This is a genomic window from Halomonas rhizosphaerae (genome assembly GCF_030010555.1).
Lineage (GTDB): Bacteria > Pseudomonadota > Gammaproteobacteria > Pseudomonadales > Halomonadaceae > Halomonas > Halomonas rhizosphaerae.
In genome coordinates this window covers 90,530-104,953 of the sequence record NZ_JASCQP010000018.1, presented here as the reverse complement: position 1 = coordinate 104,953, position 14,424 = coordinate 90,530, and the positions used below count along the sequence as shown (strand labels likewise).

The 14,424-nt window shown below is 67.5% G+C and carries 13 protein-coding genes; 10 read left to right on the top strand and 3 right to left on the bottom strand.

All coding sequences use genetic code 11. The features are described from left to right. Nucleotides 1-35: 35 nt before the first annotated feature. The 9 genes from QLQ83_RS06225 (at nucleotide 36) to QLQ83_RS06185 (ending at nucleotide 9,097) form a co-directional block, all read left to right on the top strand. On the top strand, nucleotides 36-581 hold the full coding sequence (locus QLQ83_RS06225) for a TRAP transporter small permease (protein ID WP_282734654.1): 546 nt from the start codon (nucleotides 36-38) through the stop codon (nucleotides 579-581). Continuing rightward, nucleotides 578-1,855, top strand: coding sequence for a TRAP transporter large permease (locus QLQ83_RS06220; protein WP_282734653.1), 1,278 nt, complete (start codon nucleotides 578-580; stop codon nucleotides 1,853-1,855). Before QLQ83_RS06225 ends, QLQ83_RS06220 begins: the two co-directional genes overlap by 4 nt. A 10-nt stretch (nucleotides 1,856-1,865) precedes the next feature. After that, complete coding sequence (locus tag QLQ83_RS06215) at nucleotides 1,866-2,900, top strand: histone deacetylase family protein (RefSeq protein ID WP_282734652.1); 1,035 nt, start codon at nucleotides 1,866-1,868, stop codon at nucleotides 2,898-2,900. Between the two features lie 34 nt (nucleotides 2,901-2,934). Further along, nucleotides 2,935-3,291, top strand: a complete 357-nt coding sequence (locus QLQ83_RS06210; RefSeq protein ID WP_282734651.1) for a RidA family protein — start codon at nucleotides 2,935-2,937, stop codon at nucleotides 3,289-3,291. A gap of 1 nt (nucleotide 3,292) precedes the next feature. Beyond that, on the top strand, nucleotides 3,293-4,234 hold the full coding sequence (gene lhpI / locus QLQ83_RS06205; RefSeq protein ID WP_282734650.1) for a bifunctional Delta(1)-pyrroline-2-carboxylate/Delta(1)-piperideine-2-carboxylate reductase: 942 nt from the start codon (nucleotides 3,293-3,295) through the stop codon (nucleotides 4,232-4,234). Beyond that, complete coding sequence (locus QLQ83_RS06200) at nucleotides 4,231-5,343, top strand: class II histone deacetylase (RefSeq protein ID WP_282734649.1); 1,113 nt, start codon at nucleotides 4,231-4,233, stop codon at nucleotides 5,341-5,343. The genes lhpI and QLQ83_RS06200 overlap by 4 nt, the downstream gene beginning before the upstream one ends. A gap of 47 nt (nucleotides 5,344-5,390) precedes the next feature. Further along, nucleotides 5,391-6,359 (top strand): branched-chain amino acid transaminase, encoded by a 969-nt coding sequence (locus QLQ83_RS06195; RefSeq protein WP_282734648.1) that lies wholly within the window; start codon nucleotides 5,391-5,393, stop codon nucleotides 6,357-6,359. Between the two features lie 82 nt (nucleotides 6,360-6,441). Continuing rightward, nucleotides 6,442-7,461, top strand: a complete 1,020-nt coding sequence (locus QLQ83_RS06190; protein WP_282734647.1) for an Lnb N-terminal periplasmic domain-containing protein — start codon at nucleotides 6,442-6,444, stop codon at nucleotides 7,459-7,461. 286 nt (nucleotides 7,462-7,747) lie between these two features. Beyond that, on the top strand, nucleotides 7,748-9,097 hold the full coding sequence (locus tag QLQ83_RS06185) for a Na+/H+ antiporter family protein (protein ID WP_282734646.1): 1,350 nt from the start codon (nucleotides 7,748-7,750) through the stop codon (nucleotides 9,095-9,097). Nucleotides 9,098-9,158: 61 nt separating this feature from the next. Here the strand turns inward: QLQ83_RS06185 and QLQ83_RS06180 are convergent, their stop codons facing one another. Continuing rightward, the gene (locus QLQ83_RS06180) at nucleotides 9,159-9,893 is read right to left on the bottom strand and encodes an RNA methyltransferase (protein WP_282734645.1); all 735 of its coding nucleotides are present in this window, start codon (nucleotides 9,891-9,893) and stop codon (nucleotides 9,159-9,161) included. Between the two features lie 159 nt (nucleotides 9,894-10,052). Here QLQ83_RS06180 and QLQ83_RS06175 point away from each other — a divergent pair, with 159 nt between their 5' ends. After that, on the top strand, nucleotides 10,053-12,254 hold the full coding sequence (locus QLQ83_RS06175) for a flavin-containing monooxygenase (RefSeq protein WP_282734644.1): 2,202 nt from the start codon (nucleotides 10,053-10,055) through the stop codon (nucleotides 12,252-12,254). A 74-nt stretch (nucleotides 12,255-12,328) separates the two neighbouring features. Here the strand turns inward: QLQ83_RS06175 and groL are convergent, their stop codons facing one another. Together groL and QLQ83_RS06165 are read right to left on the bottom strand one after the other, a co-directional pair. Next, on the bottom strand, nucleotides 12,329-13,975 hold the full coding sequence (groL, locus tag QLQ83_RS06170) for a chaperonin GroEL (RefSeq protein WP_282734643.1): 1,647 nt from the start codon (nucleotides 13,973-13,975) through the stop codon (nucleotides 12,329-12,331). A gap of 64 nt (nucleotides 13,976-14,039) precedes the next feature. Continuing rightward, nucleotides 14,040-14,333 carry a co-chaperone GroES gene (locus tag QLQ83_RS06165; RefSeq protein WP_010628243.1) on the bottom strand — a complete coding sequence of 98 codons (294 nt, stop codon included), beginning with the start codon at nucleotides 14,331-14,333 and terminating at the stop codon, nucleotides 14,040-14,042. Nucleotides 14,334-14,424: the final 91 nt, after the last annotated feature.

Genomic DNA, 14,424 nt, shown 5'->3' with positions numbered 1-14,424 from the left:
GCCCGGCCGGTCGACGCTGCCTGGGAGGTTACTCGATGCACCTACTTCAGCCCCTTCGTCGCCTGAGTGACCTGGTCAATCAGGCGGCGATCGTGACGTGTGTGGCCTGCGTGCTGATCATGCTGGGCATCTCCTTCACGGCCTTCCTCTACAAGCTGGCCACCGGCAGCACCCTGAGCTGGACCTACTCGCTGGCGCGGCTCTTCCTGCCCTGGATCGGCTTCCTCTCCATGACCATCTCGCTGCGTTACGGCGAGCATGTGGCCATGACCCTGTTGGTGCGCAGCCTGCCCCGCGTGCTGCTCACCGTGGCAGCGGGACTCTGCCTTGGCGTCATCGCGCTGTTCGCCCTGATGCTGGTCTGGTACGGCTGGATCTTCTTCCAGGGAGCCTCCCAGGTCTACATGGTCTCCGACCAGATCCAGATCTCCGGCAAGTTCACCGCCATCGTGATTCCGATCAGCGGGGTCATCATCCTGCTGCACCTGGTTCAGGGCTTCGACCTGCTGGAACACTTCATCGATGACGAGACGATGATCGAGGAACTCATTGACGCCACTGATGGGGAGGAGCGCTCATGACGCCCGCGATCATCGCCTTCGTCGTGCTTCTGCTGATCGGGGCCCCGGTGGCCGTGGTGATGGCCATGTCGGGGCTGGCCGGCGGCTTCGCCATGGGCGGCGAGCGCATGCTCGGCATCATCGCCGACCGCATGTTCTCGGGCGTCTCGGGGTTCCTGCTGATCGCCGTGCCCTACTTCATCTTCACCGCCGAGCTGATGAACCAGGGCGGCCTGACCCAGAAGCTGATCGCCTTCAACAACGCCCTGTTCGGTCGGGTGCGCGGGGCGCTGTCCCACGTCAACGTCTCGGTGTCGGTGTTCTTCGCCGGGCTGACCGGGGCGGCGATCACCGACACGGTGGCGATCGGCAAGATCATGATCCCGGAGATGAAGCGGCAGGGCTATGACGCCGAGTACGCCGCGGCGATTACCGCCTGCTCGTCGATCATCGGGCCGATCATCCCGCCCAGCGTGGTGATGGTGGTCTATGCGACCCTGCTGCGTGACATCTCGGTGATCGACCTCTTCGCCGGGGGGATCATTCCCGGCCTGCTGATGGCCCTGGCGCTGCTCGCGGTGAGCTTCTTCCTGGCCTGGAAACGGGGCTATCCCAAGCAGCCCCCCACGCCGCTCAAGGCGGCGGCCATGGCCTTCCTGGTGGCACTGCCGGCGATGATCGTGCCGCTGATCATCCTCGGCGGCATCCTCTCGGGGCTGACCACCATCACCGAGGCCTCGGGGTTCGCCGCCGTCTATGCCATCGCCATCGGGGTCGTCTTCTACCGCAACCTCACCTGGCGCAAGATCTGGCACGCGCTGGTGGTGACGGTGCGCTTCTCGGGGGTGGTGTTCTTCCTGCTGGCGACCTCGGCGGTGCTCGGCTGGTTCGTCACCCGCTCCGGTATCGCCCGGGACGCGGCGGGCCTGATCACCACCTTCAGCGACTCGACCTTCCTGCAGCTGCTGCTGGTCTGCGCCTTGCTGATCCTGGTCGGCACGGTCATGGACGTGCTGCCGGCGCTGGTGGTGGTGGCCCCGGTGCTGGTGCCGGCGATGATCCAGCTCGGCGTCGACCCGCTGCACTTCGCCATCCTGATGATCGTGGTGCTCAATATCTCCAACGTGACGCCGCCGGTGGGGATGACGCTGATGACGGCGGCGAGGATCGCCAACGTGCCCTTCGAACGGGCGATCATTGCCTCGCTGCCGTTCTATGTGGCCTTTATCGTGGTGATCCTGCTGCTGGTCACCTTCCCGTCGCTCTCCACCTGGATCCCCTCGCTGCTGGGCTAAGGAACCCCTCATGAAGCTCTTCTACCATCCCGACCAGGAACGCCATGCGCCGCCGACCTTCCTGCTACGGGGCCGGCCGGCGGATTCCCCGGAAGGGCCGGTGCGGGCCGAGCTGCTGACCCGGGGGCTGGCCTCCATGGGCCTCTCCATGACCCCGCCCACCGAGGTCGACAGTTCGTGCCTGAGAGACCGCCTGGCCAGGATCCATGCCCCGCGCTATCTCGAGTTCCTCGAGACCATCCATGCCCGCTGGCGGGCGCTGCCGGGTGCCGCGGAGATCGTGGCGCCCAACGTCCACCCCTGCGGTGGCGGGCACCACTATCCTCGGCATCCGGTGGGGCTGGTGGGCTGGCACATGCATGACATGGCCTGTCCGATGACCGCCGACAGCTTCGCCGGCATCCTGGCCAGCGCCGCCAGCGCCGGAGCCGCCGCCGATGCCGTGCTGAACGGTGAGCCCTCGGCCTATGCCCTGTGCCGGCCGCCGGGTCACCATGCCGGTCCCGAGCGCGCCGGGGGCTTCTGCTTCCTCAACAACTCGGCCTTGGCCGCCACGGTGTTGCGCGAGCGCCATGCGCGGGTGGCGATCCTTGACGTGGACCTCCACCACGGCAACGGCACCCAGGATATCTTCTATGATCGCGGCGATGTCTGGACCGGTTCCCTGCATGCCGACCCCGCCGACTTCTATCCCTTCTTCTGGGGCGGAGCCGACGAGCACGGCGAGGAGGACGGGCAGGGGACCAACGTCAACCTGCCGCTGCCCCTGGGCAGCGACGGTGCGACCTTCCTGGCGACCCTGGACCGCCTGATCGAGCGCCTGGTCGCTTTCCGCCCCCAGGCGCTGGTGGTGGCCCTGGGGCTCGATGCCCACAAGGATGACCCGCTCGCCGGCCTGGCCCTGGAAACCGAGGACTTCACCGAGATCGGGCGGCGACTGGCCGCCATCGACCTGCCCACCGTGCTGGTACAGGAGGGGGGCTACCCCACCGCGCACCTGGGCGATAACCTGGCCGCCTTCCTGGGCGGCTATACCGCAGCTTGATTGCCACCGCGACACCCCGACGAGAGACCACGCCATGACCGTCACCTATCACGACAGCAATGCCCGCATGAGCCAGATCACCGTGCACAACGGCACCGTCTACCTGGCCGGCCAGGTGCCGACCGACCCCTCCGCCGACATGCGTGGCCAGACCGAGCAGGTGCTGGCCCGCATCGATGACCTGCTGGCCAAGGCCGGCACCTCCAAGGAGCACCTGGTCGCCGCCCAGGTCTGGGTCACCAGCATGGCCGAGTTCGACCAGATGAATGCCGCCTGGGATGGCTGGGTGGTGCCGGGACGCCCGCCGGTGCGTGCCGCCGTCGAGGCCAAGCTCGCCAAGCCCGAGTGGAAGGTGGAGATCATGGTCACCGCGGCGCTGCCGGAGGCCTGAGATGCGTATCATCACCGCCGAGGAGGTGTCGGCCTCGCTGGCCTTGCCGGCGCTGGTCGAGCGACTGGCCACCACCTTTCGCGAGGGGGTGGAGTCGCCGCCGCGTCACCACCACGCCATGCATCGCCCCGATGGCGAGGCCACCATGCTGCTGATGCCGGCCTGGGAGCGGGCCGGCTATATCGGCGTGAAGATGGTCAACGTCTTCCCCCAGAACGCCGACCACGGGCTCCCGGCCATCGCTGGCGTCTACCTGCTCAGCGAGGGCGCCCACGGGCGCCCCCTGGCCTGCATCGACGGCAGCGAGCTGACCCGGCGGCGCACCGCGGCGGCCTCGGCCCTGGCGGCCCGGGAGCTGGCCCGGGACGATGCCGCGACCCTGCTGGTGGTGGGCACCGGCAAGCTGGCCCCCATGGTGATCGAGGCGCATGCCGCGGTCCGGCCCATCACCCGGGTCAGGGTCTGGGGGCGCAACGCCGACAAGGCCGAGCGGCTGTCCGCCGACTATGCCGACCGCTTCGACAGCGCCGCGGTCACCGACCTCGAGGCGGCGACCCGCGAGGCGGATATCGTCAGCTGCGTGACGCTCTCCAGCGAGCCGCTGATCCGCGGCGACTGGCTCACGCCCGGCACCCACCTCGACCTGATCGGTGCCTTCCGGCCGACCATGCGCGAGACCGATGCCGAGTGCCTGGCCCGCAGCGAGGTGTTCGTCGACACCTATGCCGGGGCCCGGGGCGAGGCGGGCGATATCCTGCAGGCCATCGACGAGGGGGGCTTCGCCTTCGACGCCATCCGCGGCGAGCTCGCCGAGCTGCTGCGCGGCGAGCGCCCTGGGCGCTCCTCGACCGATGCCATCACGCTGTTCAAGTCGGTGGGCGCCTCGCTGGAGGACCTGGCCGCGGCCATCGAGGTCTGGGAGCGGCAGGAGGGCCGTGAATGACGGCTGCCACAGGCTTCTTCTGGCACGAGCGCTGCTTCTGGCACGACCCGGGGGCCATCGGGGTCTTCTCGGCCCCCGGCGAGTTCCTGCAGCCGCAGCCGGCCTCGGAGAGCCCGGAGAGCAAGCGGCGGCTCAAGAACCTGCTGGAGGTCTCCGGGCTGATCGATGCGCTGGCGGTGCGCAAGCCGCCGCCGGCTCGCCGCGAGGATCTCGAACGCTTCCACACGTCCCGCTACCTCGAGGCGCTGGAGGCCGGCGACCGGGGACGCGGTGGCGACGGGGGCGACTGCGCCCCCTTCACGCCGGGTAGCCTGGCCGCCGCGCGCCAGTCGGCGGGCCTGGCGATCGCCGCGGTGGAGGCCGTGGCCACCGGGGAGCTGGAGCGTGCCTATGCGCTCTGTCGTCCCCCCGGCCACCACGCCGAGGCCGACCTCGGCCGGGGCTTCTGCCTGCTGGGCAACATCCCGGTGGCCGTGATGCGGGCGCGTGCCCTTGGCCAGGCGGGACGCGTGGCGATCCTCGACTGGGATGTGCACCACGGCAACGGCCAGCAGGCGGCGTTCTACTCCGACCCCGAGGTGTTGACGGTCTCGATCCACCAGGCGGGCAACTACCCGCTGGACACCGGCACCTTCGAGGAGCAGGGGGAGGGGGACGGCGAGGGCGCTTGCCTCAATCTGCCGCTGCCGCCCGGCTGCGGCCTCGGGGCCTATGAGCACGCCATGACCGAGCTGGTCCTGCCGGCGATCGAGGCCTTCGCGCCAGAGCTGATCGTGGTGGCCTGCGGCTATGACGCCTGTGCCAAGGATCCGCTGGGCAAGATGTTGCTCAATAGCGCGGCCTTCGCGCGCATGACCCGCCAGCTCCGCGAGCTGGCAGAACGACGCTGTCAGGGGCGGCTGGTGATGATTCACGAGGGCGGTTATTCGGAAGGCTATGTCCCGCTGTGCGGCCACGCGGTCGTCCAGGCCCTGGCCGACAGCGACATCACCGTGCCCGACCCCCAGAATGATGAGATCGCCGCCTGGGCCTACCAGGCCCTGCAGCCCCACCAGCGCGAGCTGATCGACGCCTGGCGTGCGGCCTGGGCCGCAGCCGGCCGGCTCTGACCACGGTTTTCCGATGACCGATTCTTTCACGACAGGAGCGCATGCCCATGACACCGCTCTTTGACCGCGACGGCTGGATCTGGCATGACGGCGAGTGGCTGCCGTGGCGCGACGCCCGCACCCATATGCTGACCCATACCCTGCACTACGGCATGGGTTGCTTCGAGGGCGTGCGTGCCTACGATGGCCCGCGTGGCGCGCACCTGTTCCGGGTGGCGGAGCACACCCGCCGGCTGCTGGATAGCGCCCACGCCCTCGATATACCGTTATCTTTCGATGATGAGGCATTGATCCAGGCCCAGCGCCAGTGCCTGGAGCGCAACGGCCTGACCAATGCCTACCTCAAGCCGACGGTCTACCTCGGTGCCGAGGGCATGGGGTTGAGGGCGAAGGGGCTCTCCGTGCATGTGATGATCGCCGCCTGGGACCTGGGCGACTACATCTCGCCAGAGGCGGCGTCGATCGGCCTGCGCGCGCTGACCTCTTCCTGGGCGCGCCACCATGTCAACATCAGCCTGTGCCGGGCCAAGACCAACGGCCACTACGTCAACTCGATGCTGGCGCTCAACACCGCCGTCAAGGCGGGCTTCGATGAGACGATCATGCTCGACCCGGAGGGTTATGTCGCCGAGGCCTCGGCGGCCAATGTCTTTCTGCTGCGCGACGGCGTGCTGCATACTCCCGAGGTGACCTCCTGCCTGCAGGGGATCACCCGCGACAGCGTGATCCGCCTGGCCAGGGAGGTACTGGGCATCGAGGTGCGCGAGCGGCGCATCACCCGCGACGAGCTCTACACCGCCGACGAGGCCTTCGTCACCGGCACCGCGGCCGAGCTGCTGCCGCTGCGCGAGCTCGATGGTCGTCACATCGGCGCCCGGGCCGGGGCCCCGCCGCCGGACCGGCCCATCGCCGAGGCGTCGCTGACCGCCCGGCTGCAGCGGCTCTATCACCGGGTCACCCGTGGCGAGCTTGGCGATGACCTGCAGGGCTTCACCGGCTGGCTGACCGGCGTCTGAGCCGCCGGACGCCCGGGTTGACATCCGGCCCTGCCGGTCGTGGTAGCCTCGCGCTATCCCGCTCGCAAGGACGACGATGATCATGGCCCTGCTGGATGGCATCCTGTGGCTGGCGCTGCTGCTCGCCACCCTCTGGGGGGCGCTGGCCCTGGGCCATCGCCTGGCGCTACCACGGCCCGGGCGCTGGCTGGTGGTGGGGCTCTGGCTGCTCGCGGGAGGCGTCTGGCTGTGGCTGGCCTGGCAGGGGGCGCGGCTGGGGCCGCTTGCCGCCATGGCGGTGCAGATGACCGCGCTGCTGGCCTGGTGGCGGCGCCTGACGCCGGCAACGGACCTGGCGTGGGCCGAGGATGTCGCCCACCTGGCGACGGGTGACGTCGAGGGGCACCGGCTGACCCTGCACCGGGTGCGTCACTTCGACTGGCTGACCCCGAACGATGCCCGTGGGGGCTGGGAGCGGCGCGTCTATGACCTGCGCCGCCTGCGTGCGGTCGACCTGTTCGTCTCGAGCTGGGGCCGGCCGGGTATCGCTCATGTGCTGGTCTCCTTCGGCTTTTCCGGGAAGGGACCGGTTAACGACGACTTCGTGGCCTTCTCGGTGGAGGTGCGGCGCGAGCGCCACGAGCGCTTCTCGGAGCTCGGCGGCTTCTTCAAGCAGTACGAGCTGGCGATCATCGCCGCCGATGAACGCGACGCGGTGCGCCTGAGAAGCAACGTTCGCGGCGAGCGGGTCACCCTCTACCATGTCACCCTCTCACCCGAGGCCCGTCGCGACCTGCTGCTGGCCCTGGCGGCGGCGGCCAATGACCTGGAGCGCGAGCCGCGCTTCTACCACACCATCACCGCCAACTGCACCACCCTGGTGTTCGCCATGATGCGGCGGATCATCGAGGGACTGCCGCTGGACCATCGCCTGCTGCTCAGCGGCCTGCTGCCGGGCTACATCCATGACCATGGCGGCCTGGTGCGCGGCTACTCCCTGCACGAGCTGCGCCGGCTGGGGGATATCACCGAGCGCGCCCGGCAGGCCCATGATGCCCCCGACTTCTCCCGTCGGATACGCGTGGGCGTCCCCGGCTGGGAGTCCCTGGGCCGTTGCCCATGAAAAACGCCACGACGCGGGCGTCGTGGCGGCATGTCTCTCCTCCCTGGGCATCATCCCGATGCCGTTCTCCCTGGGAGGGCTCCCGCCCCCTCGCGTCCCTGGCGACATTTCCGGCAGTGTCCCTTGCCTGTCCCCGATGTTATCGCCGCTCCCCGTGACAGCGGCGTGATGGCTGGGTGACGGTTGCATGACATCCGGGTCGAGGCGCGCCGGCAGGTCAGGCCGCCTTCTGGTAGAATCCTGCGCCGTTTCGTCTCAATCCAACTCCTTTTTCGGGAAAGCTGTCATGAATGCAGTAATCATTGCGGTGCTGGTGATGGTGGGGCTGTCGCTGGCACGGGTCTCGGTGGTCTTTGCGCTGGTGGTCGGTGCGCTGGTCGGGGGGCTGGTCGGTGGGCTCTCCATCGAGGCGACCCTGGCGGCCTTCAACGACGGCGTGGGCGGGGGCGCCAAGGTGGCACTGGCCTATGCGACCCTCGGGGCCTTTGCGGTCGCCATCTCGCGCTCCGGGCTGCCGGACCTGCTGGCGCATCGGCTGATCCGGCTGCTCGGCCAGGAGGCCTCGGCGAGCCGACAGGCCACCGTGAAGTATCTGCTGCTCGGCGCAGTGCTGCTGGTCTCGATCTCTTCCCAGAACCTGATTCCGGTACACATCGCCTTCATCCCGATCCTCATCCCGCCACTGCTCAAGGTGATGAACCAGCTAAGACTCGACCGCCGGGCCGTGGCCTGTGCCCTGACCTTCGGCCTGACCGCGCCCTATATGCTGCTGCCGGTGGGGTTCGGGGCGATCTTCCTCAATGACATCCTGCTGGCCAACATCAACCAGGCCGGTGAAGCGCTGGGCCTCGAGATCAGCCGCGGCATGGTGCCCCTGGCGATGGGCGTGCCGGTGGCCGGCATGGCGCTGGGTCTGCTGGTGGCAGTGTTCATCAGCTATCGCAAGCCACGCGACTACGAGGAGCTGGACGTGGCGACCAGCAACGTGCCGCACCACCATCCCGAGGTGCATGAGCCGCATGCCCTGGGGCTGGTGATGTCGTTGGTGGCCATCGTCGCCGCGCTGGGCATCCAGCTCTATACCGGCTCGATGATCCTTGGCGGCCTGGTGGGCTTCGCATTGCTCTCGGTGGGTGGCATCTTCAAGTGGCGGGAGGCCGACGACCTCTTCACCAGCGGCATGCGCATGATGGCACTGATCGGCTTCATCATGATCTCTGCCTCGGGCTTCGCCGCGGTGATGACCGCCACCGGGCAGATCGAGACCCTGGTGGCCTCCAGCGTCGAGGTGATCGGCGACAACCGTGGCCTGGCCGCGCTGCTGATGCTGCTGGTGGGGCTGTTCATCACCCTGGGCATCGGCTCGTCGTTCTCCACCATCCCCATCATCGCGGCGATCTTCGTGCCCCTGGCGGTGCAGTTCGGCTTCTCGCCGCTGGCCACCGTGGCGCTGGTGGGCACCGCCGCGGCACTGGGCGATGCCGGCTCGCCGGCCTCGGACTCCACCTTGGGGCCGACCTCGGGGCTCAACGTCGACCGCCAGCACGACCATATCTGGGACAGCGTGGTGCCGACCTTCCTGCACTACAACATCCCGCTGATCGCCTTCGGCTGGCTGGCGGCGATGACCCTCTGATCGCTCTCCCTGCGTGATCGACGATGGCGGCGCCTGGGGCCGCCGTCGTCGTTTCCGCCCGTCACGCTTCGGGGAGGTGGCTCTCCAGGGAGGCGAGCAGGCCTCGGAGCAGCGAGAGCTCGCGGCGAGAGGGCTGGGCCCGGGCGAACAGGGCCTCGAGCTGGTCCTCGGTGCGGGCATGGGGCTGATTGATGAAGCCGCTGCGTTGCATCACCCGCGAGAGGTGGGCCTGGAAATGGCCGAGCTGCTCGCGCGTCGGCTGGCGCTCCTGTGCCGGCCGCGGTGAGCGGTAGCCGCTGTCGGGGCGGCGCCGCCAGGCGGTGAAGAGCTCGTGGGCCAGGACCTGCACCGCCTGGGAGAGGTTGAGGATGCCGTAGTCGGGATTGGCGGGGATGCTTACCTGATGACTGCAGCAGCGGATCTCGTCGTTGGTCAGGCCGAAGCGCTCGCGGCCGAACACCAGCGCCACCGGATCATGGCTGGCCTCGTCCACCAGTCCCCGGGCCATCGCGTCCGGCTCGTCGAAGTGGGGCAGTGGCAGGCTGCGCAGCCGCGCGCTGGCCCCGACCACCTGGACGCAGTCGCTTACCGCCTCGGCCAGTGAGCCGACCACCCGGGCGTTGTCGACCAGGTCCTCGGCGCCCGCGGCCAGCCGCGAGGCCTCGAGGTCGGGAAACTGCCGGGGATTGACCAGCACCAGGTCGGTCAGGCCCATGGTCTTCATGGCTCGGGCCGAGGCGCCGATGTTGCCGGGGTGGTAGGTCTGGACGAGGACGATACGGATATTGGAAAGCATGGGCGTGACGGGAAGTGGACGAGTGACGTTCGGCGCCTCGCGCCTGGAAGTGAACAGTCTACCCGTAAATCCACTCAGTCTCTTCGGTCCTTCGTGCTTGCTCGCTGTGCCGGGACCGACCAAGATGATATTGACTGATCGGCCTGCCTCCATAATCGGATGAATGACTTCGTTTCGATCCTTCCCCTCGCGGCGCCGCTCGATCGTGACGGTCTGCGGCGGCTGGCGATCCATGCCTGTCTGGAACTCCACCGCGTACGCTGGCGGCGGGGTTACCTGGCGTCTGACGGGCAGCGCATGCTCTGCTGGTATCAGGCCCGGGACGCGGAGTCCATTCGCCTGGTGCTGCGCCAGCAGGGTTCGGCGGATGCCGCAGTGTGGCCGGTGGTGCTGATGGAGGGCGTGGCAGGAGAAGCGATCGAAGGAACGAGCGACCGTGTCCTCGTGGAGCTGCCTCTCGATGGGGACGACTCGAGTGACATCGCGCCCACGACAAGTGCGCTTCTTGACGCCCTGGCAAAGGCCGGGGTGGTGGTTAGCCGAACCTTCTTGTCCCGACATTACGGCCGGCTGTTCTGCCTGGTGGAGGGACGTGACACGCATGCCCCTACCCAATGCCTGGGAACCCTCGGTCTTGTTCCGACAAGCGTCTGGCGGTGCACCGAGCTCGATCCCGCACCGCCCAGGCTCTTCGCATCACAGTCCGCCCCGAGACCGTCTCAACTCGGCAGGATGAAGCAGAATGTCCGTGGTCCCGCTCCGCCCCAGGGAACTGCTGCCCTGGATGCCGTCATCATCGGAGCAGGCCTCTCGGGCATCTGTGCGTTGGAACGTCTCAGCCGGATGGGGCTGCGTACCCGCGTCTATGAGAGCGGCACCGAGGTGGGGGGCGTCTGGCATTGGAACCGCTATCCCGGCGCGAGGGTCGATTCGGAGATCCATACTTACGGTTTCTCGTTTTCGGATGCCTTGCTCCGGGATTGGGAGTGGCAGGAGCTCTTCCCGGCCCAGCCCGAAATGTCCCGCTACCTTCGCCACGTGGTCGAGCGATTCGGCCTGCGTCGGCACATACGGTTCGGCACACCTGTGCTTGCCGCAACGTTTGACGAGGGGGACGCGCTCTGGCAGGTCGAGACCGGCACCGGGCAGCGCGTGGCCGCGCGCTACCTGATCGCCGCGGCAGGCACCTTGTCGGTTCCGCAGCTGCCCGACTACCCAGGGATGAGCGACTTTTCGGGAGAGAGCTTTCATACCGCGAGATGGCCGGCCGGCGTGGCCTTGGAGGGCAAGCGCGTGGGAATCATCGGCACCGGCGCCTCGGGAGTGCAGGTGATCCAGACCATCGCGCCGGCGGTCGCACACCTCACGGTATTTCAGCGCACCCCCACCTATTGTATCCCCCAGCGCAACCGGCCGCTGACGGATGCCGACCGCCGCGAGATCCGCCGGGACTGGGCTCAGATCCTGGCCACCTGCCGCGAGTCCTATGGCGGATTCATTCACACCTTCGATCCCCGGTCCGGGCTGGCCGTTTCCGCTGCAGAACGGGAAGCCAAGTTCGAACACCTCTGGCAGAAGGCAGGCTTCGCGTTCTGGTTCGGCAACTTTGCCGATCTGATGATGAGCTTCGAAGTGAACGAGCACGCCTGTGAATTCCTGCGTCGGAAGATCAAGGCGCGTGTTCACGACCCCGAGTCGGCGCGACGGCTTCTGCCCAGTCACCCTTTCGGCACGAAGCGCGTGCCGTTGGAGAACGGCTACTACGAAGTGTTCAACCGCGGCAACGTTACGCTGACGGATCTGCGGGAGACGCCCATCGAGAGGGTCACCTCGGGAGGCATTCGAACCTCGCGTGAAGAGCATCCGCTTGACGTGATCGTCTACGCCACCGGCTTCGATGCCGGTACCGGTTCGTTGAGTCGGCTTGATATCCGCGGCACCGACGGCCTATCGCTGGCCGAGAAATGGAAGGAGGGGCCGAAGACGTTCCTCGGGCTGCTCGTCAGCGGCTTTCCCAACCTGTTCATCGTCAACGGCCCGCATAATGCCGCGGCACTCTGCAACGCGGGGCGCTGCATCGAACAGAACGTCGACTGGATGGCACGCTGCATCGAGCAGATGCGTCGCCAGGGGGCAACGCGCATCGTGCCGACACCGGCTGCGGAGGACGAGTGGACCGGACACGTCCACGACGTTGCCGACGCTTCCGTACTGGCGGCGATGAAGGACTCCTGGTTCTTCGGCGCCAATACGCCGGGCAAACCGCGCGTTGCCACCATCTATGCGGCCGGAGCAGGCGAGTACCGCAAGCACTGTGAGGCGGTGGCCAACGCCGGATTCGCTGGCCTGGAACTGTCCTGAATCAGCAAAGCAAAAACCCCGCCGGTTTCCCGGCGGGGTTCGTCTCAGGCAAGGCCTGGGGCAGGGGGCGCTGATTACATCATGCCGCCCATGCCACCCATGCCACCCATGCCGCCCATGTCGGCGCCACCGGCTTCCTTCTCTTCCGGGTCGTCGGCGATCATGCACTCGGTGGTGATCATGAGGCCGGCGACGGAGCCAGCGGACTGCAGGGCAGAACGGGTCACCTTGGCCGGGTCCAGCACGCCCATCTCGAACATGTCACCGAACTCGCCGGTCTGGGCGTTGTAGCCGTAGTTGCCTTCGCCTTCCTTCACCTGGTTGAGGATGACGGAGGCTTCCTGGCCGGCGTTGGTGACGATCTGGCGCAGCGGGGTCTCCATGGCGCGCAGCGCCAGGGCGATGCCGTGGTTCTGGTCCTCGTTGTCACCCTTGAGGCCGGCGAGCTTGGTCAGCACGCGCACCAGGGCGGTACCGCCACCGGGCACCACGCCTTCCTCGACGGCGGCGCGGGTGGAGTGCAGGGCGTCCTCGACGCGGGCCTTCTTCTCCTTCATCTCGATCTCGGTGGCGGCACCGACACGGATGACGGCCACGCCGCCGGCGAGCTTGGCGACGCGCTCCTGCAGCTTCTCGCGGTCGTAGTCGGAGGAGGTCTCCTCGATCTGCGCGCGGATCTGGCCGACACGTGCCTCGATGTCACCGTCCTTGCCGGCGCCATCGATGATGGTGGTGTTCTCCTTGGACATGGTCACGCGCTTGGCGGTGCCCAGGTGGTCCAGGGTCGCCTGTTCGAGGGTCAGGCCGACCTCCTCGGAGATCACGGTACCGCCGGTGAGGATGGCGATGTCCTGCAGCATGGCCTTGCGACGGTCACCGAAGCCCGGTGCCTTGGCGGCGGCGACCTTGACGATGCCGCGCATGGTGTTGACCACCAGGGTGGCCAGCGCCTCGCCCTCGATGTCCTCGGACACGATCACCAGCGGCTTGCCGGCCTTGGCCACGGCTTCCAGCGTCGGCAGCAGCTCGCGGATGTTGGAGATCTTCTTGTCGACCAGCAGGATGTAGGGGTCTTCCAGCTCGACCGCCATGGTGTCCTGGTTGGTGACGAAGTAGGGCGACAGGTAACCACGGTCGAACTGCATGCCTTCGACGACATCCAGCTCGTCCTCGAAGCCGCGGCCCTCGTCGACGGTGATCACGCCTTCCTTGCCGACCTTCTCCATGGCGTCGGCAATGATCTCGCCGATGCGCTTGTCACCGTTGGCAGAGATGGTGCCGACCTGGGCGATGGCCTTGGAGTCGGTGCAGGGCACGGACAGCTCCTGGACCTCCTTGACGGCGGCGGACACGGCCTGGTCGATGCCGCGCTTGAGATCCATCGGGTTCATGCCCGCGGTCACGGCCTTCATGCCCTCGGTGACGATGGTCTGGGCCAGCACCGTAGCGGTGGTGGTGCCGTCACCGGCAACGTCGGAGGTCTTGGAAGCGACTTCCTTGACCATCTGGGCGCCCATGTTCTCGAACTTGTCCTTGAGTTCGATCTCCTTGGCCACGGAGACACCGTCCTTGGTCACGGTCGGTGCACCGAAGGACTTCTCCAGTACCACGTTGCGGCCCTTCGGCCCCAGGGTGGCCTTGACGGCGTTGGCCAGGACATCGACGCCGCGCGCCATGCGCTTGCGGGCATCATCGGAGAACTTGACTTGTTTTGCTGCCATTTTCGTATGCTTCCTGTGAGTTCGTGAACGTCAGTATCTAGCAGTTGCGGGTCGTGTCCGGGGGTTAGCCTTCGACGACGGCCAGGATGTCGGACTCGCTCATGATCAGCACTTCCTCGCCGTCGATCTTCTGCTTCTCGACGCCGAAGCCATCCTTGAAGATGACGGTGTCACCGACCTTGACGTCGAGCGGGCGGACGTCGCCGTTGTCGAGAATCCGGCCGTTACCGACGGCCAGGACTTCGCCACGCGTCGGCTTTTCCTGGGCGTTTCCCGGGAGCACGATGCCGCCAGCGGTCTTCTGTTCTTCTTCAACGCGACGGATCACGACGCGATCGTGCAAGGGACGGATGTTCATTGCTCACGTTCTCCTGATGGTTTGCTGTGCTCGGGCATTACCCGAGCGGTTTTCATCATCTACCCGCAGTCATGCTGCGGGGTGGAGGCGG